Origin of the sequence: Algoriphagus litoralis (genome assembly GCF_003259255.1) — a bacterium.
GTDB classification, from domain to species: domain Bacteria; phylum Bacteroidota; class Bacteroidia; order Cytophagales; family Cyclobacteriaceae; genus Algoriphagus; species Algoriphagus litoralis.
Genome location: NZ_QGOL01000006.1, coordinates 422,798 through 441,809 on the forward strand (window position 1 = coordinate 422,798; position 19,012 = coordinate 441,809).

Consider the following 19,012-nt stretch of genomic DNA (forward strand, 5'->3'; position numbering starts at 1 on the left):
TGAACTCGAGGAGGAGATTAGAAATGGAGAATTTGCCGGTATTTCATGTAGCGACTTTTAGTTTACTCTTGTTTGATGATGGACATCTGTGTCTTGGCAAATAACATTTGAAGGAAGGATTTACAAAGTTCTAGTTTCACAGACTTTCCCTATTCTGTTTTTAAACTTATCACAGGATTGATCCAGGCAACTTTAATTACCTGATACCCCACAGTCAGCGCAGCGATCATCAAGGAACATCCGATGGCCACCACAAAGGTCCATGCATCCAGTGTAATCTTGAATTCAAAATCCTGCAACCATCCGTTCATAAACCACCAACCGATCGGTGCAGCGATGCCAAAAGCAATGACGATCAGCCGGACAAACTCCTGCCCAAACAGCCAGACAATATGGCTTACTCCTCCTCCCAATACTTTGCGAATGCCAACTTCCTTGGCCTTTTGAGAAATCATAAAAGAGATAAGCCCATACAGTCCAAGACAACCAATGAAAATGGCAATCAAGGAAAAGAACTGGATGCCTTTGAGTAAGGTATCCTCAGCTTCGTAAAACTTGGCGATATCTTCATCCAAAAAAGAATATTCAAACATCTTGTCAGGATACTGCTCTTCCCAAAGCGCCTGAATCTCATTTAGCGTATTCTTGACCAAATTTCCATTGATTTTGATCGCAAAATTAGAATACATGGAACTTGCAGTCGTGATCAAGGCAGCATTGATCCGCTCGTGCATGGATCTGTCATGAAAATTGCGTACCACACCGACGACTTGCCCCCTCATCGTCCCTCCATTGGCATACACCATCTCGCCCAAAGCCTCCTCGTATGAACTGATACCAAGACTTTCAAGCATTGCTTCGTTGACTACCACTTCCCGAACGGTATCAGAAGGGGTGAAATTCCGTCCCGCCAGCAGCTCCAGATCAAAAGTGGAGATGTAATCCGCATCTGCAAGCTTCATATTGGTGAGAAAATTCACCTCCTCTGGATCTGTCCCAAATCGGATGGAATTGTTCCAAGAATTATCAGAAGCAGGAGCTTGGTAGCAGAGCGAAACCTTTTCAATTCCAGGCAACCGCAAAAACTCGTTCTTCAACACATTCATTGTGCTTAGCGAGTCAGTCCCCAACTTGACCATGACAATGGATGATTTGTCAAATCCAAGATCTGCCTGCTTGGCAAAGCGCATCTGGTTCATGATTACAATCACACCGATGATCAATACCTGAGAGATGGCAAACTGGGCAACGATCAGAGAACGTCGGGTATTAAAGCCACCCAACTGTTGGAATGAAAGCTTCCCCTTCAGCGCAGCCACTGGCTTGAAGCCGGTAAGGATAAATGCCGGATAGCAACCCGCCAATAGCGTAATGAGGATATCCAATCCTAGGATAAAGAGCATTAAAGTGCCGTCTGCAAAGAAATTGACAGGGATTTGAGTATGGAAGAAGTTATTTACATAAGGAACCAATGCGTATGCCGCAATCAAGGCGATCAAAATACTGAACGTCGCGATAATCGCTGTTTCGAAAATAAACTGCCAGAAAAGCTGACTCCTGAAGCTCCCTAACACTTTCCTAACTCCCACTTCCTTGGATCTTTTCAGGGCTTGGGCAGTGGCGAGGTTGATAAAATTCACACAGGCTGTAATCATTAAAAAGATCCCGATTGCAATCAGAATTCCGATGTCGGACTTCTCCATAGCTCCTCCGTATCTTCCATTGAAATGAACATCGGAAAGTTCCTGGAGTTTGTAGTGATGCACATTTTTGCTGTTTGGCCGATGTTGCTTGACGTAAGGGGCCAGGGCTTCCTCTACTTCGGCCGCGCTCACACCCTGGCGGAGTTTTGTAAAGCAATACATCCCAGAGTTAATTCCTCCCCAGGCATTATCACTTGCCAGCCAAGGATTAAAATCTTTCATCGTGACATACGAGACAAAGATCTCCGGCTTGATATCCGTATTGGGAGGCAAATCCTCCAACACTCCGGTAATGGTGAAAGGCAGAAAATTATCGTAGGTAATAACCTGGCCGATGGGATTTTCCTCGCCAAAATATTTCTTGGCCAATCGTTCGGTAAGGATGGCCGTATTGGGTTCTGTCAAGGCCGATTCCATATTTCCCTTGGAAAGAGGAAAATTGAAAATATCAAAAAACTCCACCTCGGTAAAAGCAAACCCATTGGGTTCCTTGATCAGCTGCTTTTCCCCATTCCGCTCAAAGGAAATCACGGCATTTGATTCATGAAACATCCTCGCGACCTTTTCCCCATAGGTATGGTTGTCTCTCAATACCATTCCTAGAGGAGAGGGAACGCTATTCACGTAAGAGATAGTTTCCCGATGCTGCTCGGTGACCACTCTATAAATTCGATCCTTGTCCGGGTGGAAATTATCAAAGCTTAGATGGTGTTTCACTAGCACGAAAATCAAAATACAACAAGTGATGCTGAGCGCCAGTCCGGCGATGTTGATCAGGGTATATTCCTTGTTTCTAAGGAGCGTTCTCCACCCGATTTTGAAATAACTTTTGTACATGGGAAAGTTGGTTAAGTTTTGATAGGGGTTTCTGGGTTTGATAATCCCCGGTCGAAAGAGCAGCAATACATCGAGGATAAACTTCCAATCTGCCTTCCGCTTGCCCGATTTTTTGACTCTTCGGTCATACACCTCCAGCAGGTCGCCTTCGATATAGTCGCGCATCCGAGGGTGGCAATACCAGCGGAAGAAGCGGAGGAATATTCCCGGGGGAGAAATTTGCTTCTTGCCCATGACTAAATACCCGCTAGATTGGATTGCCAGATTGCCTTGGGAATGGCATTCCAAAGTTGCTCACGCGTTTCTTTGGCGTGAAGGATTGCCTTTTTCCCCAGATTGGTGATCTCAAAATACCGCCTAGGTCGACCAGCCCGTTCTTCGGTACTTTCACCAGCAAATGATTTCAAATATCCTTTGTCTTCCATCCGGTTCAGTGCTGTATGAAGCGCCCCCATACTCACCGTCCGCTTAAGTCTGGATTCGATCTCATCTTTGATCGCCACACTGTAGGCAGCATTGTTCAGAATCCCGACGGTTAGGATGACGATTTCTTCAAACTCCCCCAGTTGATAATCTTTCATAGGCTTGGTAGTATTATCTAAATGTAGAAATAATAATAGTGCCAGTTTTGAATGGGCTCCATTAGCATATTTTTGGGAGGTTTTTAGGAATCCGGCTGTACGAAATTGACCAAAACCGGGCGATGACGGACTATTCGAAAAAAGTTACTTCCGACCTGATGAAAGAATTATCACTTTAGGGTTTGTCCATATCTTTTTCCCAAGTGCAAAAATAGTTTGAAGAAATTTAGATCTTAGGAATTCCTGATGTGGGTTTAATTAAAACTATTCCGAAACGCCAAAGGGCTCAGGGCTGTCTTCATCTTAAAAAACTTGCTAAAACTTTGTGAGTGTTCGAATCCCAACTCAAAAGCAATTTCACTGACTGTAAGACTACTGCTGGAAAGTTTTTCCTTGGCCTTTTCCAGGAGCTTTTCCTGAATATGGTACTGGGTGGATTTGCCAGTGAGTGATTTTAACAAACTCCCCAAGTAATTGGTGGAGATATGGAGTTCATTGGCTATAAAATTGGCTGTGGGCAGGCCTTTATCCAGGAGGTTTCCGGTGAAATATTCCTCCAAAACCAACTCAAATTTCTCCAATATATGGTGATTGCTTTTTTTACGGCTGACGAATTGGCGTTGGTAAAATCGCTCGCAATAGTTTAAAATAACCGCTATCTGGGAAACGATTATCGGCTGGGTAAACTGATCGATTCCGGCTTGGTATTCTTTTTCGATTCCCTTAAACAGTTCCAACATCGTCTCTTCTTCTCTTTGCGAAAGAAATAAGGCTTCATTTACTTCATACCCGAAAAAATCATACTCCTGGATTGTTTTGGCCAAGGGAGTCTTCCATATAAAATCCGGATGAAATGCCAGTAAAAAGCCGGATGGTTTGACATCCTGCTTGCTTATGATCATTTTCACCACTTGTCGGGGAGCGATAAAAGACATCAAGCCTTCATCAAAATCATAGGGACTTTGACCATAATGCAGTTTGCCTTGGATATCCCGTTTGAACCCTATAAAATACAGGTTTTGAACCCAGCTGATCTCTGACTCTTCAATCTGATAGTCCACCAAACTATAATCGACCAAACTGACAAGCGGATGCTGAGGCTTGGGTAAGCCACAGATTTTATGAAATTCAGCGACTGTATTGATGGTATATAATTTCCGATTATTCATGAATTCTAAATTATAGTTTAGAGGCTGTCTCATAACTGCTGTTTGTCACATTGAGCGTAGTCGAAATGCGGCTGTATTCACTGCAAATGGCCTTCGACTTCGAGACTCTCGTCTCTCAGGTGCTCAGGCTGACACAATCAGGCCTTTTGAGACAACCTCTTGGAAATTTAATAGTCAGTGGATGTACTCAACTCCCTAAATTCGGAATATTCTTTCTCCAGAGCGGCTAATTTCCCATTGGCCATCTGGAATGCATCAGAGCCCAAAGCCAAATGAACCGGCGGGTTTTCCATCTGTGCCAATGCCATCAATGCCACCGCGGCTTTTTCAGGATCTCCCGGCTGATTTCCATTGATCGCTTCTTCGTGTGCTACCTGAAGTTCTCTAGCCACGGTGTAAGCCTCCATTTCATTACTTGGTGTGCGAAGAGAGCTGCCTTTCAAGAAATCAGTTCTAAAATACCCTGGCATGACCACCGTGGCATATAGTCCAAATTCCTTTATTTCTGCTGCCAAAGCTTCTGTGAAACCTACCATGGCAAATTTGGTCGCACAATAAATCCCCCAGCCTGCAAAATCTCCGATGAATCCGCCAATAGAGGCAATGTTAATTACCATCCCGCTTTGTTGCGCTCTTAAATGGGGCATCGCTTTTCGGATGACATTCAGTGACCCGAACACATTGGTGTCAAAGTTCTGACGGCTTTCCCCGTCCGTCAATTCTTCAATCGTTCCCAATTGCCCATAGCCAGCATTATTTACGACCACATCCAATCTGCCAAATTTCTCCATCGACTTAGCGATGGCCAAGGCTACCGAGTTTTCATCCACCAGATCCATTTCCAGCGGAAGAAAATCAGCAGTTTCTTCACTAATGGTCTTTTTTAAATCGGCTAGATTTCTTGAGGTTGCCACCACTTGATCGCCTTCACTCAACACTCTTTTTACCAAGGCCAAGCCCAAACCCTTGGATGCTCCAGTGACGAACCATACTTTTTTAATACCCATTTTTTTGCTGTTTTTATTGGTTATCTAATACCGTGCAAAGTTGGGGAGCAGATCTTGTTTGCCTGTAGCTGGATCAAAGGTTGTTGTAGGTCAATCCACGATACCGGGTGGGTACTATTTACCTGTAAGGTAAAGTTTATCATCTTTAGAGAATCAGCCGGCCTGCGAAAAGGGTATTCCCTATGATCGAAGATGCACCTGTAGGTCCCCAATTCTCTTTATTGGAAGGACTGCCTGTATTCCAGCGGAGTCTGATTGGTTTTTTGCTTGAAAAGCTTGGTAAAGGATTGGGGATGTTTGAATCCCAAACTGTAAGCGATTTCACTGACGGATAAGGAGGTTGTTGTCAGTTTCTCTTTCGCTTTGTCCAATATTTTTTCCTGAATGTACCACTGGGTGCTGTTCCCGGTTTGGGTCTTCAGCAGATTGCTGAGGTAATTTGGCGAAATATTCAATTTTTCAGACACATAGGCCACGGTAGGCAAACTTTCCGACATGAGGTCTTCATTGCTTATAAATTCATCAAGAATTTTTTCCAATTGGGTAAGCACCTGATAGTTGTTGATCTTCCGGGTTATAAACTGTCGCTGGTAAAAACGCTCCGCATAGGTGAGCAGCGTCTCCAGATGAGAAACGATGATCCGTTGCGTGAAAGCATCAATATTTTCATGGTACTCCTGTTCGATATTTTTCAGGATATCCAGGACGATTTTTTCTTCTTTTTCCGACAAAAACAGCGATTCATTGACCTGATAGCCAAAGAACTCAAATTTCTTCATGTTCCCGGCAAGTGGGGTATTCCAGAGAAAGTCAGGATGGACAAACAAAAGCCAACCCGAAGGTGGCGGTGCATCTTGGTAATCGAACATCTCCACCCCAAACACTTGATTGGGCGCTATAAAAGACATCAGACCTTCATCAAAGTCGTAGGCCTGCTGCCCATACCGAAACTTGCCCAGCACGTTTCTTTTCAGCCCGATGGTATAAAAATCCTGAATCCAATTCACATGATTATCTTCCGTAGAATGCTTGATCAAGCTATAGTCAACCAAACTGATCAAGGGATGCAGCGGCTTGGGCAAGTCACGAAATCGGTGGTATTCCGTGATGGTTTTAATGCGTTGGATTTTTCTGGTCATACGATTTAGGAAACTTGATTAGCCATCCAAATAAACACCTGATCCTATAGTACAGAACGATAACTTGCTGTCAATTAAATGAATGTCTAAATTTTAAGGGTGACAATTTAGTTTTTGTCATAAAAAACTTGCTGAACGATTGCGGATAGTCAAAGCCCAGCCGATAGGCAATTTCCGCTACTGAAAGCTCCGTGCCTGTCAAGATTTCCTTTGCCTTTTCAATCAATTTTTCGTGGATGTGTTGTTTGACTGTCAGACCGGTGAGTTGCTTTAGACAATCACTCAAATACTTAGAAGATATATTCAGGTTAGAGGCAAAATCAGTCACCTTCGGTAAGTTGATTTCTTGTTGGGAAAAATATTCCTCCAATAAATTTTCAAATCTGACTAGCAGCTCACTACTGTGGTGCTTTCGAACAATGAATTGCCTGTGATAATACCGATTACAGTAGGTTAGCAACAAGTCAATGTTTGAAATAATCACGTCCTGACTAAATCGGTCTATAGGCAAGTTTGCCTCCTTTTCAATCTGTCCAAAAATTAGTTCAATAGCCATTTGTTCTTCCTCTGACAAAATCAAAGCTTCATTTACCGCATATTGAAAAAAACCAAAGTTTTTTATTTTTTGAGCTATTGAATACCCTCTAAAAAAGTCCGGATGAATGGACAATAACCATCCCGATTGTGGAACAAAGTTGCCTGCTTCTAAGACACTCACTTGTTTGGGAGAAAAGAAAGACATGACTCCTTCATCGAAATCGTACGCCGTCTGCCCGTAAAGAGTCTTGCAGGGACAATCTTTTTTAAGAGTGATTTGATACAAGTCTGAAATGATTTTCGTGGGATTCTCCACTTCAATTTTGGGGAAATTCTCAAATCGAAACAAGTGAAACAAGGGATGTTTCGGCTTCTCCAGACCCAACAACTGATGTTGTTGGGTAATGGAATAGACAGGTATGGTCTGAATGCTTTGTCTTTTCATTTTCTTTCAAAAGTTAGAGGTTACAGTCCCATTTCCTTTCTTTTTCGCTGGGCAAAAACCCGCGCAAGGGTTGTGGATGGAATTAGGCTACCCAATTTGGCTGACATGGCATTTTGAAACCCTGAAACGTGAATTGATTTTCTCCTTTCCAAAGCTTTGATCACTTGCACTGCCACTTGTTCAGGTGTTTGTTCGATCGCACCTTGTGTAAGTATTTTTCCCCATGCATTATTGTTGGCGGAAGTATTCATGAAATTAGTGCTTGTAAAACCGGGGCAAAACAACATGACCTTTATGCCATAAGGCTTGCATTCTTCTGTCAATGCCTGAGTAAATGATCGCACAAACATTTTTGATGCTGCATATACACTCATATAGGGAATTGGAAAAAAAGAGGCCATTGATCCCACGTTAATGATGGTACCGCTTCCGGTACTTTTCATGTCTGCAAGGAAAAGACTGCAAAGTGCCACTAAGGATGAATTGTTAAGTTGCAATAATTCCAATTCTGATTGTAAGTTATTGGTCACAAACTCACCACTTGATCCAATTCCTGCATTGTTAACCAGAATATTTACATTCAAATTTTTCTTTTTTGCCTGCTCATATACATAAAAGGCGCCTCCGGGTTTGCCAAGGTCAGCTACAATAAAATCTGCTACTATCCCAAATTGACTTGACAGGTATTGAGATTGCTCCTTTAATTTTTTCTCGGTGCGGGCGACCAATAGCAAGTTGTGTTTTTTTGCGGCTAATTGATGTGCCAGAGCTTCGCCAATCCCACTTGTTGTTCCTGTGATTAATGTTACGTTCATTTTTTTCAAATTTTTATTTGGCAAAGTTGCCCCAACCTGAAAAAATAAAAGTGTTTAAAAATCGGAAACTTGTATTTGGTTGACGGATGGTACCCTTTTTTTTCCTGTTTTGATCTGTCGATTGTGTCCATCAGAAATTCTCGGTTTAGCCTTGCATCCCAACATTGGAGATAACCAGACTATTTCAAATTTAAAGAATCCTCAACTCTAAGATACCAAACCCAAGAAATAGGGGTATAGACTCCATACCCCTTTTTTCATTTTCCGTATCAACGGACATACATCAATTCCATCCCATCAGAGAGCCTGACCACCTGACACTTCGATTCGCTGCCCATTGATCCAATAGGCTTCCTCACTACACAGGAAGGCCACTACCCCTCCGATATCACCGGGTAATCCTACTCTTCCCAAGGCAGTGAAGCTCGCTATTTGCGCATTGATGGCCTGATTGTCCCGCACGTGTCCCCCGCCAAAATCCGTTTCTATTGCCCCCGGAGCGACTACATTCACCCGGATTTTCCTAGCACCCAATTCCTTGGCCCAGTAGCGGGTGAGCGTCTCTACCGCAGCCTTAATCGACCCGTATACACCGTATCCCGGCAAGGTGATTCTGGTCAAACCCGAAGAAATATTCACTACTCCTCCTCCCTCGCTGATCCAGGGCAGGAGTTTTTGGGTTAGCATGAATGGACCTTTGTAATGAATCTGGTAGATTTCATCCACTTGATTTGCATCTACTTCAGCGAGCGCTGAATAGAGCCCGATACCGGCATTGTTGATCAGGAAATCTAGGGTTTGTGTACCCTCCCCCTCTAGGATCCTTCTGACTTGATCCACGAATGGATCAAAGGAGCTGATATCCCGAATATCCAATTGAAGCGCATAAGCTTTTTGTCCCAGTGCCTGAATCTCTTCCACCACCGCCTCGGCCTGTGTTTGGTTTCCTTGATAGGTGAGAATACTATTTATCCCACGTTTTGCCAGAGCAAGGGCCATATTTTTACCCAAGCCCCTACTTCCTCCTGTGATAAGTGCTGTTTTCATGTGTTTATAATTTGATTTTTAAAGGTCATTTGGAATCTTCGCAAGCATTAGTATCATCCCAGTGTGTGGTGATCTTCGTCATGCTCGATTGCAGGTGTGTATAATTTGATTTTTAAAGGTCAGATCGCCTGTCACGATCTTTCATCGGGAGAATGCCCTAGGTAATCATCCTCCACCTGGGTGGGAAGCCATTCTTATGAATATTCCTCTTGCGAATTAGGATTTGTATTTGGTGGCAAACTCTTCTGCGAAATCAATCAATTTGACCCTTCCAAAAGTGGGTCGGTGTCTGAAGTAATCCTCGTACAGCCTTCCGTTGACCCTACTTGCATTCATTTCAGTAATTCCCTTTGCTACTTGTGGACTGAGTCCCGCTTTGACTAATTCTTCATAAAAGACATTATCCGGAACGACGAGCCATTGTAAATCCGGCTTTCCAATGGCTTCCCCGAGTACTTTGGCCACCTCATTTGGAGACGCTTCATCGCTGGCTACATAGCGGACGGATCTACCCACAAAGGGTCCTTCCATCTCTTCAGCGATTGCTGCCGCAATGTCTTCGGGCGCTACCCAAGGTTCCTTTTCATCACCTCCATAGTTTTGGATGATTGCTCCTGCGCCTTTGATTACCGGAATGAATGCGAGCATGTTGTAATAAAACCCTACAGGTCGGATCATTTTTATACCCACCTTGTCTGGAAGCTGGTTCAAAATGGCTTCTACTTCATGGTGGGGATTTAAAAGGCCCACCCCTTCACCCGTGTGCGCTCCAATGGTACTCAGGTGTACCACTTTACTTACACCAGAATTTTGGATAGCAGCGGCATAATTGCGTGCGATTTCTATGTGCTTGGCCTCCACATCCAGGGATTGGTCTGAATAGGCACCGGAATGCGCATTGAAAGGCATCATGGTATATACCACATCAGCACCTGCAAATGCCGAGGTCAAAAAGTCCCTATCTTCCAAATTTCCGATATGTGCCGTTGCACCCAGTGCTAAAATCTCGCTTTTCCGTGCAGGGGAACTGCTGATGACGGTTACGGAATGTCCTTTTTCCAGCAGTATCCTGACCAGCGGCCTGCTGATATGTCCCAATGAACCTGTTACAACGATTTGCATCTGATTTTTTGTTTTTGTTGATGCAAATCTGGCTCAAATAGAGCCGCTAAAACGCACTCAATCTACGGGTGTTGTAGCCAAATCTGCTGAAGGCTCAGTTTGTACTATCCAGCTACCAAGGATTACCCAGTACCAAATAGCATCAGGTGAAAAAATGGGATTCAAGGAATCCTACTCATGTAAACCCGAATGAGGAATTAAGCTTTCGATTCGAAACCTTACACTTTTACTTTGGAGACTTATTTATCATCCATAATCATCTGATCGAACGCAGAAAAAGCCATACTTTCTGCCTATCACTCATTGTAACCCGTGTACCCGATCACTTCACCTCCAGCCTCACGGATTTTGCCATCAATTAATTTCTTCAACTGCAGGTTGTCTCTTTTAACCTGCTCCAAGAGTTCCCGTTGCTCATAGGTCATCACGAAGCTATACTCCTTGAGGTCGAAATCAAGCAGTTGGTTGATTTTATAAAAACCATTCAGGCTATATTCTCTATAGTCAGGATAAAAGCTTTCCAGAAAAGCTTCTTTGGTGGTTAGATTCTCTACGGATGATCTGAAACTTTGATTCACCACGTCAAATATCTCTTTTACAGCCTTACCTGTTTGGGCGATCCTGGACTCGAAGGCATTGACTCGTTCTTCTTTTCGGGCGCCCCAGGCGATGAATTGATCTTCGCCACTTACCGTTCGGATAGTAGCCATGTCATTTTGCACCGGTCCGGCCATTTCAAGAACAAACTCTTCCTCCATCGCCTGCTCCTTGGTGTCATAGTAACCATAGAGCTTTCCATCGCTGACCGGGATATAGCGATGTAGCGGGTAGGATGTGATCTGGTAGTTTACCGTCGCAAATTCAAAGGGCAGAATGACTTTTCCGGAGGAATCGATGATTCCTGTCTTCTGATTGGCATCGACGCAGACAAAGAAACTTCCGTCATTGGACCCTTGGATGGCGGTGTATTTTGGTGCGACGATGACCTTGCCCTTGTAATCCATCAGTCCGATGAGCTTGTTTCGTTCGATTCGAAGCCTTCCTTCATTTGAGAAAATACCATCGTAGCGGTCAGACAGTTGGGCACCGGTGAAGTCATACAAGGCCTCCAACTTGTCTTCCGTTGTGCCTAAAATGATGCCTTTTTCCAGAAAGCCAAAGGGATTCACACGGGTAAATACAGGTTCGGCAATTTCGGTATTCGTTGCCAGATCAAGCAATCCATGAAGGATCGTTCCATCGGGGCTGGTCTGCGTCACCTCATATACCTCCATGGGACTGGATTTTCCATACAGCTCCCACACTTTGTTGAGGTTGACTTCATTGTTGTAATAGCTCCGCTGGGCGGAGGCATAGCGGCTGCCGGGTACCGGCTGGAGATCACTGTCCACGAGGTAGCAGAAGGATTTGAGCCACAGGAAGTGATAGGGCTTTTCAGGATTGCTGATCAGCGTGGAGGTTTCAAAAGGTTCCTCTGTCAGTGAATTTCCCTTGGAATCGATGTACCAATACGATTCGTGACCCGAATTAAAGATCATGGCGTAGTCTTGGTGTACGCCAACCAAACTGTAAGAATACCGGTCGAGCTCCTTGACCAAATTCCCATTGTGGTAAAGGCTGCTGCTGTTCTTTTTTGGTTCTAGGAGAAAATAGTTGCCCGCTGTGTCCACCGTGGCATAGAATCCATCGCCATTGCTCATGACTAAGTATTCGTTTCGGACAAAGTCTAGGTGCAGTTCTTTGGCGGGTAAAGTTTGAATGGGTTTTCCCTTGTATAAGACTATGGTTTTGCTTTTCTGGAAATCATTGGAAAAGTCGCTTGGATCAATTGGTTTCTGGCCTTTTGTCAAAAAAGGAAGAAGTAAAAGAAGGACGAGAGGGAAAAGGGTTTTCATGATTTTTTTCTGGAAAATTGCCGAATTATAATCTTGAAGTGCTTGATTACCTGATCCAAAGTAAAGGGACGGAATTCATCCTAAAACTTATACAAGTACTCCTCAATGGTGTAAATCAAGGTGTCATTGGTCAGGATATTGATTTGGATCAAGTGCCCGGCTTCGTTGTATTTGTTGACAAATTTGACGATTGGTTCCCGCATCTCAAGTAGGTTTCTTTTGTCATCGTAGGTCTTTACGATTTCATAGGATTCTCGGGTGACGTTGGTCTTGGAACCAATTTCCAGCCCGTTTTCGAAGTAATATTCGTCCACATTAGGTTCTTCTGCATCGATATAGAAAGTGACCCGCTTGGTGTAGATTCCTTCTGCTTGGTAGGAAAATTTCTCCGTGCTTGCCAGGTAGCCATCCATTTCTCGGATGGTTTTCTCCTTGATTCTTCCCTTGTTGTCGTAGTCAAAATCCACGGTGAAGGTAGGCTGCCCCAAATCCAAACCGGTGATTTTAGCCAGTTGGCCGGTGGAATTGTATTCCAACTGCTCGGCATAGCGGTAGTCTTCGTCATCTTTGACGTACCCGGTCAGGCGTCCATCCGTGTAGGTGAAAGTCTCAGTGGTAAGAGGATACCCATCGTATTGGGTAGTTTTGGTCTGAAGCATCCCATCTTGGAATGTGTAAATCTGGGTATTAATTAGGGTTTTATCCCCAGTTACACGGTTGATTTCGAAGGATTGGATTTGGACTTCTTTGACCTCCAGCGGAAAATTGAGCTGTGTAACTGTGTGCGGCTCCTGAGCAAAGGCAATCCAGGCAAAAAACGCCAAAAGCAGCGTTAAGCTTGATTTTTTCATGGAAAAGATAGAATGAGGAAGAAGTAAATCGGATGGAAAAGAAAGCGAAATGCTCCACAGGAGGACCGAGATGTTTCAGGTTTTACTGATTTGTAACTGAGCTAGCTGGCTGAGAATACAGCGCATCGGAGATCAGGAGCATGACCTTGCCCTCGGTCTGTGCAATGGTGAAGCAGGGGAGTTGCTCATCGCCCTGCGTGGCAAAAAAGCTGTAGGTACCCCATTCGCCAAACTCCACTACTTTGAGCTGGTGCTTGGTTGCGATGAGCTTCAGTTCGGTCACGCAGCGCTCGAGCTCTTCGCGGATTTCAGTCTCAGTACTGGCATTTGGGGAAAATTCCAGGTACACCGATTTGGCTTTCAGGGCTTTGTTGTGGATGACTTTGGCCTCGGCAAACTTCCAATTTTGCTTGGCCGCATAGACATCCACTTCCTCGTTGGAGTCCAACAGATCTCCCCTAAATTTGGAAAACCCACCCTGGGCATTGTCCCATACTTTTTTGACGGAGGAAGAGAAGAGTTGTTGAGCATGGATCGCTGAACTGCACAGCATCACGATCACAAAGAGAATTTTAATTTTCATGCGAGAAGAATAAGAGTATAAATGCGTGTTCAAGTACTAATAAAAATGGAATTCCAGATTAAAAATCGACTGTATTGAACGATAGCATAGGAGCGGCCTGATAAGTGAGTTATTTCTCTGAAAAGTTATTTATACTTTTTGTCCAAAAAAATAGGCAAGTATCCCAAAAACAAAAAAAACTGTTCAAAAAACAGTTTTTCATTAGGGTTTGCTGTATCAATCTATCACTACCGCAAGAAATACCAAGCGATCAGCCCAAGGGGAATCCCGATCAGCGCATTGATTAAGGCGGTGCGGGCTTTATTGGGAGAAATTTTCCGGTATTTAAAGGCGAGGTAGAAGCCTACAGGCGGTAAGGCGTTTGACAGCATTTGCAAACCAAATGGCAGTTTATCGGGAATAGTGATTTGCTTATTCATGTGAGTATCTAGAATAAATAATATGATTATCCGCTTCTTTGCCAGTAGTTCAAAATGGCCTCGACTTCGCTCGGCCACCGGATTTCAGGTTATTATAGGCAGGGGAGGAAAATGCGGCTGCGCCGCATTTTCCTCCCCTGCCCAAAAACCAATACTATCGGACACCGAACGAAGTCGAGGTGAAACATAATAAAATTTGGCTACTGGCAGAATTGCGGATATCCATAATAAATAAATAAAGATTGGTAAGAAAACTTGGGGGCAGGGATTTGAGCACAGACCTAAAGTTCAACCTGTGTCAATTTTTTGGAAACTTCCCATAACTTCCGTGAAGCGTCAATATCCAGTGCTTGAGCAGGAATAGCCGCAATGGCAGGGAATCCTCTGGTTTCCTGCAGTTTGTTTGGACCGTAATAAACTCCTCCAACTGCTTCGGAAGCCGTAGCGGCATATAAAGTTGGTAGGGCTCCCTGAGCGATCGGCTGAAACAAAAAAGGCAAAAAGGTTCGCATGATCCCAGGCCCACTCCATCGCCCGGCACCATTAATCAGAAGCCTAGTCCGCGAGACTCCCGGATGCGATGCCATACTGGATATTCCCCATCCGAACTGCTCACTCTGCCGCTGAAGTTCAAACGCAAACATCAGGTTAGCCAGCTTGGATTGACTGTAAGCTTCCATTGGAACATAGGAAGATTCCGATTGAAGATCCTCAAAATTGATTTTACCTGCGCGGTTTGCCACGCTGGACACCGTAACCACCCGAGCTTTAGAAGCTTTTCGAAGCAGGGGCAACAGACCTGCGGTCAGGGCAAAATGTCCGAGATGGTTGGTGCCGAATTGAAGCTCAAATCCATCTGCGGTTTCGAGTCGTTTAGGAGGGGTCATTACGCCTGCATTATTTATCAGGAGGTCAATGGGCTGGCCTCTTACGATCATTTTGGCAGTAAAGGCCTTGATTGAAGACAGATCTGCGAGGTCAATTTTCTCAAAGCTCACTTTTGCCTGGGGATTTTTATCCCGAATCTTACTGATCGATTCGGCTCCTTTTTGAGGATTTCGTCCCATGATGACCACACTCCATCCAGCCGAAGAAAGTGCCAGAGCATCTTCAAACCCAACCCCTTCAGTACTTCCTGTTATGACGGCCAGTCCATCTTTTTTCTGCGGAATTTGCGCAGTTGTCCATTTTTTAATCTCGTTTTGCATGCTTTCTGATTTTTTTATGTAGCAAAGTTGTGTTGCCTCTAAAAAACTGATGTAGCCAAAACTGAGATTGATGTAGCCAAAATAGCTTATTGGGTGTTTAGGGGATTGGGTGGACTAGTCGCAAGGATTGGAATTAGGATACTGAGGAGTAATCCAATGATCAATGGGCAATTATCAATTAGACTATGTTCAGTAAAGGCGTAGCAGTCCAACTTCTGGAAAAGCACGACAAGGGGTAATGCACAAAGAATTAAAAGTCCTACTTCTGGAGAAGCAGGACAACGGAAGGTTCACTGGGAACCCTGCCTTTTTTCTGTATCAAATTACCCAATAGGAATACAGACAGAATCTGAAAATCTCCTTTTATTCCTGGGAAGTTGACGGTAAAAGGACATGTAGAGGTAGCTGCCAGAAAGATTAATTCTCGGAGCAAGTTCAAGGATATGGGATTGGCTTTTGCGAAAGGCTTCTCCCATAACCTCTTCTGCAATCCCCTCTTCGGGATTATAGATGACAATCCAGCTGAAATCGGATTCCCTGGAGTTTCCCTGATTCCCTTGGGATTCCCAGTTGAGCTTAAGTTGTCTTGCACCGATCCATTCCGGCTGAAGGTTATGCACTGGACTAACAAGCCCTGATGACAGCAAAATGGATTCATACTGTACAGTGACAGTTCCCTGGATTTCAAGCATCGCTGATTTTAGCTTTTGGGAAAGTGCAAGGTGAAATCCCTTTTTGGTTGGGGTTGGAATTGCGTGTAATGTCAAGGATTAGGCAGTTGAAGGATGAACTGGGTTTGGCAAGGAAATATAGCGTTGGGATCTATCAGGGTCGGATAATTCATGGAGAGATTCAAATTGCTATTCAGGATTTAAAAGCAGGTAAGCAGGAAAAGGCACTGGACCAGGTGTGGAAGTTGACTCAGAAGAATTTAAAATCAAGACTATAACTTTCCCAAAGGATCATAAGGCCTTTAGTCAGATGCGGAAGGAAAGTATCCGAAAAAATCCAGAGCAATTGATCAAGCGATCAAAGTCGCATGGAGGGGGGTATCGGAGTTGAAGTATGAAAGCTGAAAAAAGTATGCAGTGGCAGTTTTCAGTTGGCAGTGATGGAAGTGTGAAAGATGTAGTCTGCAAGCTGAAATCAGAAAGTTGAAAAAAGTAGGCAGTCTCAGATGGCAGTAAGCAACTACGATATCTAGGGGAAGGATAAATTCAACTATAAAGAAACCCCATGGCGCTGAAAAATTAGAACAAAAAAACCCGAGCACGACTCCTGCCCGGGTTTTTAGGTAATTAAATCAATGGTTTACTTCACCTTACTGAGCAGCCGTTCTTCCAGCCTGCTTTCACCCCTTGGAGGAAACTAATTTTGATCCTTGCCATAGTAAGTTGTGTTTGTTTTTAATGGCCAAACCTGCCGGAAGGCAGGTGGAATCTTGGATCCAGAATTTTCTGCACTTTTCTGAATGACGCTTTTCATGATCGATTTTTTGACGGTTTTCCGCAGCACCCAAAACCGTAAATCCTGTTGGGCCCTGCCCTCGCCTAATAGGTAGAATATTTTCCTTCAATTTGTTGAAAAGGTGTTGGAGCGTTCAAGGGGGAAGGAGTTTCATCTTAAACTGTGGTTGGGAGATATTTTTACGCCAAACCAAAATAAATACAAATGATGGCGATAGTGTCAAAGAACCCATGAACAGCAACGACAAACCATAAATCGTATTTTCGCAAATAGAAGATCAAGGCCAAGAGTCCTCCGACAATCCCTGTAACAAGTTGCCCTGTAATTCCTTGCTGACTATGCATAAAGCCAAAAAAACAAGCAAGTAGGACAATATTAAGCACAATACTGATTCTGCTTTCTCCAAAAAATTTGACGAATTGTCTCATAAAATAACCGCGAAAGATAATTTCCTCCCCAAACCCTGAAGTGGCCCATACTAGCACCACTGCAATTAAACAGGCTGGAAGATTTCCTCTCAGTTGGTCAAAACTTGAATAGTCGATGGGAGCTCCCGTGAGTTTTGTGATTCCAGGCACTAATATGAAGGCATAAAAAGCAAAGAGCCCTAAGGCAACTAATGACGCAAGTACTAAGATATTTTTGACTGTGAATTTTTCCCGTTGAAAGCCAAGTGCTGAAAACGGTTTTCCATGATATTCTATGTAATTGGCTATAATGATTAGTATAGAAATAATAATATTTTCTACATAACTAATACGGACGGGCCCAAACCACATCAAGCAGATGATTGCAATGGTAATTGAGGGAGTTAAGATTTGCTTTAGGCTGAATTTGATCATTTTTTTGTTCTTTGTTTTGAACCAAAAGTGAATCAAAAACCCCTTCCATTTGCATTTTAAAGGTCATTAGGTACGAAAATGCTTCTTTTAGGTATAAACATTTTAGCAAAAAATCGACAGGTACGAAAGACCCTATTTCAGGTATTAAATATTATGCAGACAGAAGTTCCTTTTTAAAAGTTTTGGATACGGGAAGCTCCATTTCAGTTAGGTATATGGTGTTTGAATCTTTCCATGACTTAAAATGAGATGGGTTGATCAGGTGTGATCGGTGTATTTGAAGGAGGAAATCAAATTGCTCTTTCATGTTTTTTAATGAGGTGCGAATGAGTTTGGAATGAAGCGTATTGTTTTGGGTGTAAAAAATCTCCACGTAGTTATGCGCATTGGAGATGGAAATCAACTCTGACTTCTTTAATTTCAAAATATCTAGTTTATTATCTCCCTTTATGGTCAGGATATCTTCCTTAAAAGGGATTAATTTGGTGAGATAGCTTCTGGCAATAGCTAAAGCGGTAAAGTTTACAATTGCCGCTTTCATCATGATTTCAGTGTTCCATTGAAAAAAATTATAGCCTCCACCAATGAATGGACTCTTATACAGTGCAAATGTACCTGTGGTATGAAGGATATAAAATAAAAAGAGGGTACAAAGCTCCAAGCCAAATGACCACTTGTGAAGCCTATCAAAAATTGCTTTTTGGGTCACAGCTATGATCGCATATCCCATGAAGGAGATCAGGTTGAATCCAATGCTGGATCTGATCCAAAATGGGAAACCTGTAGTGTCGTCAGTAAAGGGCCTGACTAAAAACATAAAAAGAAAACCCCATAGTGCGAATAACACTCCCAAAAGCAAATGGTGTCTGATGGAAGGATTCAGTTTATTCATTTGGGTTGATTAATTTCTCGAAACTTTGATATGGATAAAAGTATTCAGTTTATAAAAATGGTCAAAATAAATAGACGATCCTGTTAGTTTTTATGTTCAGGCACCTTTCTTCTTTGTGAGTCTTTTTCACGTCCAGCCCTGATGGCTATGTCGGGGGAGAAGCAGGGAAAAAATAGGCAGTTAAGATTTTTTGTTAGAATGGCAGGAAGTGTGAAGACTGAATTGTTGAAATGATTAACCGTGGAATTGTTGAATTGGTTAATTGTTGCAGGGATCAAGGTTCAAATGCTTATACCATTCGGCGGATGCTAATGGTATTTTCAAACGACCCAGAATGGGTCTAACTTTTCAATAACCCCGAGTAAGGAGGTACAACTCAACCCGTGGTAAAAGCGAACTCGAGAGTAAGCGCTTGGACAATAAGTTTGTTTGGAAAAGGAGGTTGATGCCAGC

17 protein-coding genes are annotated in these 19,012 nt (G+C 43.4%); all 17 read right to left on the minus strand.

Features of this window, described 5'->3' with window-relative positions; all coding sequences use genetic code 11:
- Positions 1–149: 149 nt before the first annotated feature.
- Positions 150–2,774 (minus strand): ABC transporter permease, encoded by a 2,625-nt coding sequence (locus DK188_RS07520; protein ID WP_111670181.1) that lies wholly within the window; start codon positions 2,772–2,774, stop codon positions 150–152.
- Positions 2,775–2,776: 2 nt separating this feature from the next.
- The gene (locus DK188_RS07525) at positions 2,777–3,121 is read right to left on the minus strand and encodes a PadR family transcriptional regulator (RefSeq protein ID WP_111670182.1); all 345 of its coding nucleotides are present in this window, start codon (positions 3,119–3,121) and stop codon (positions 2,777–2,779) included.
- A 254-nt stretch (positions 3,122–3,375) separates the two neighbouring features.
- Entirely contained in the window at positions 3,376–4,290 is a 915-nt protein-coding gene (locus DK188_RS07530) for a helix-turn-helix domain-containing protein (protein ID WP_111670183.1), read from the minus strand.
- A gap of 167 nt (positions 4,291–4,457) precedes the next feature.
- Positions 4,458–5,297 carry an SDR family NAD(P)-dependent oxidoreductase gene (locus tag DK188_RS07535; RefSeq protein ID WP_111670184.1) on the minus strand — a complete coding sequence of 280 codons (840 nt, stop codon included), beginning with the start codon at positions 5,295–5,297 and terminating at the stop codon, positions 4,458–4,460.
- Between the two features lie 218 nt (positions 5,298–5,515).
- The gene (locus DK188_RS07540) at positions 5,516–6,436 is read right to left on the minus strand and encodes a helix-turn-helix domain-containing protein (RefSeq protein ID WP_111670185.1); all 921 of its coding nucleotides are present in this window, start codon (positions 6,434–6,436) and stop codon (positions 5,516–5,518) included.
- Positions 6,437–6,506: 70 nt separating this feature from the next.
- On the minus strand, positions 6,507–7,418 hold the full coding sequence (locus DK188_RS07545) for a helix-turn-helix domain-containing protein (protein ID WP_111670186.1): 912 nt from the start codon (positions 7,416–7,418) through the stop codon (positions 6,507–6,509).
- 20 nt (positions 7,419–7,438) lie between these two features.
- Positions 7,439–8,233 (minus strand): SDR family NAD(P)-dependent oxidoreductase, encoded by a 795-nt coding sequence (locus DK188_RS07550; protein WP_157963189.1) that lies wholly within the window; start codon positions 8,231–8,233, stop codon positions 7,439–7,441.
- A gap of 297 nt (positions 8,234–8,530) precedes the next feature.
- Positions 8,531–9,280, minus strand: a complete 750-nt coding sequence (locus DK188_RS07555; RefSeq protein WP_111670188.1) for an SDR family NAD(P)-dependent oxidoreductase — start codon at positions 9,278–9,280, stop codon at positions 8,531–8,533.
- Between the two features lie 216 nt (positions 9,281–9,496).
- Positions 9,497–10,402 (minus strand): SDR family oxidoreductase, encoded by a 906-nt coding sequence (locus DK188_RS07560; protein WP_111670189.1) that lies wholly within the window; start codon positions 10,400–10,402, stop codon positions 9,497–9,499.
- Between the two features lie 296 nt (positions 10,403–10,698).
- A complete protein-coding gene (locus tag DK188_RS07565; RefSeq protein WP_111670190.1) occupies positions 10,699–12,297 on the minus strand; it encodes a WG repeat-containing protein in 1,599 nt (532 codons plus the stop codon).
- An 80-nt stretch (positions 12,298–12,377) separates the two neighbouring features.
- Positions 12,378–13,148, minus strand: a complete 771-nt coding sequence (locus DK188_RS07570; protein ID WP_111670191.1) for a hypothetical protein — start codon at positions 13,146–13,148, stop codon at positions 12,378–12,380.
- A gap of 82 nt (positions 13,149–13,230) precedes the next feature.
- On the minus strand, positions 13,231–13,731 hold the full coding sequence (locus DK188_RS07575; protein ID WP_111670192.1) for a hypothetical protein: 501 nt from the start codon (positions 13,729–13,731) through the stop codon (positions 13,231–13,233).
- Between the two features lie 227 nt (positions 13,732–13,958).
- Entirely contained in the window at positions 13,959–14,150 is a 192-nt protein-coding gene (locus DK188_RS07580; RefSeq protein ID WP_111670193.1) for a hypothetical protein, read from the minus strand.
- 281 nt (positions 14,151–14,431) lie between these two features.
- Positions 14,432–15,358: an SDR family oxidoreductase gene (locus DK188_RS07585; RefSeq protein ID WP_232825682.1), complete on the minus strand. Its 927-nt coding sequence runs from the start codon at positions 15,356–15,358 to the stop codon at positions 14,432–14,434.
- A 323-nt stretch (positions 15,359–15,681) separates the two neighbouring features.
- Positions 15,682–16,125, minus strand: a complete 444-nt coding sequence (locus DK188_RS07590) for a DUF6266 family protein (RefSeq protein WP_111670194.1) — start codon at positions 16,123–16,125, stop codon at positions 15,682–15,684.
- A gap of 879 nt (positions 16,126–17,004) precedes the next feature.
- Complete coding sequence (locus DK188_RS07600) at positions 17,005–17,667, minus strand: CPBP family intramembrane glutamic endopeptidase (RefSeq protein WP_111670196.1); 663 nt, start codon at positions 17,665–17,667, stop codon at positions 17,005–17,007.
- Positions 17,668–17,818: 151 nt separating this feature from the next.
- Positions 17,819–18,559, minus strand: coding sequence for a LytTR family DNA-binding domain-containing protein (locus DK188_RS07605; RefSeq protein WP_111670197.1), 741 nt, complete (start codon positions 18,557–18,559; stop codon positions 17,819–17,821).
- Positions 18,560–19,012: the final 453 nt, after the last annotated feature.

Bases quoted from the DNA above. Each gene is read 5' to 3' on its own strand.
- DK188_RS07545 (WP_111670186.1), bottom strand. From the start codon at position 7,418: ATGAAAAGACAAAGCATTCAGACCATACCTGTCTATTCCATTACCCAA.
- DK188_RS07555 (WP_111670188.1), bottom strand. From the start codon at position 9,280: ATGAAAACAGCACTTATCACAGGAGGAAGTAGGGGCTTGGGTAAAAAT.
- DK188_RS07580 (WP_111670193.1), bottom strand. From the start codon at position 14,150: ATGAATAAGCAAATCACTATTCCCGATAAACTGCCATTTGGTTTGCAA.
- DK188_RS07560 (WP_111670189.1), bottom strand. From the start codon at position 10,402: ATGCAAATCGTTGTAACAGGTTCATTGGGACATATCAGCAGGCCGCTG.
- DK188_RS07600 (WP_111670196.1), bottom strand. From the start codon at position 17,667: ATGATCAAATTCAGCCTAAAGCAAATCTTAACTCCCTCAATTACCATT.
- DK188_RS07575 (WP_111670192.1), bottom strand. From the start codon at position 13,731: ATGAAAATTAAAATTCTCTTTGTGATCGTGATGCTGTGCAGTTCAGCG.
- DK188_RS07585 (WP_232825682.1), bottom strand. From the start codon at position 15,358: ATGCAAAACGAGATTAAAAAATGGACAACTGCGCAAATTCCGCAGAAA.
- DK188_RS07605 (WP_111670197.1), bottom strand. From the start codon at position 18,559: ATGAATAAACTGAATCCTTCCATCAGACACCATTTGCTTTTGGGAGTG.
- DK188_RS07565 (WP_111670190.1), bottom strand. From the start codon at position 12,297: ATGAAAACCCTTTTCCCTCTCGTCCTTCTTTTACTTCTTCCTTTTTTG.
- DK188_RS07540 (WP_111670185.1), bottom strand. From the start codon at position 6,436: ATGACCAGAAAAATCCAACGCATTAAAACCATCACGGAATACCACCGA.
- DK188_RS07570 (WP_111670191.1), bottom strand. From the start codon at position 13,148: ATGAAAAAATCAAGCTTAACGCTGCTTTTGGCGTTTTTTGCCTGGATT.
- DK188_RS07520 (WP_111670181.1), bottom strand. From the start codon at position 2,774: ATGGGCAAGAAGCAAATTTCTCCCCCGGGAATATTCCTCCGCTTCTTC.
- DK188_RS07525 (WP_111670182.1), bottom strand. From the start codon at position 3,121: ATGAAAGATTATCAACTGGGGGAGTTTGAAGAAATCGTCATCCTAACC.
- DK188_RS07535 (WP_111670184.1), bottom strand. From the start codon at position 5,297: ATGGGTATTAAAAAAGTATGGTTCGTCACTGGAGCATCCAAGGGTTTG.
- DK188_RS07530 (WP_111670183.1), bottom strand. From the start codon at position 4,290: ATGAATAATCGGAAATTATATACCATCAATACAGTCGCTGAATTTCAT.
- DK188_RS07550 (WP_157963189.1), bottom strand. From the start codon at position 8,233: ATGAACGTAACATTAATCACAGGAACAACAAGTGGGATTGGCGAAGCT.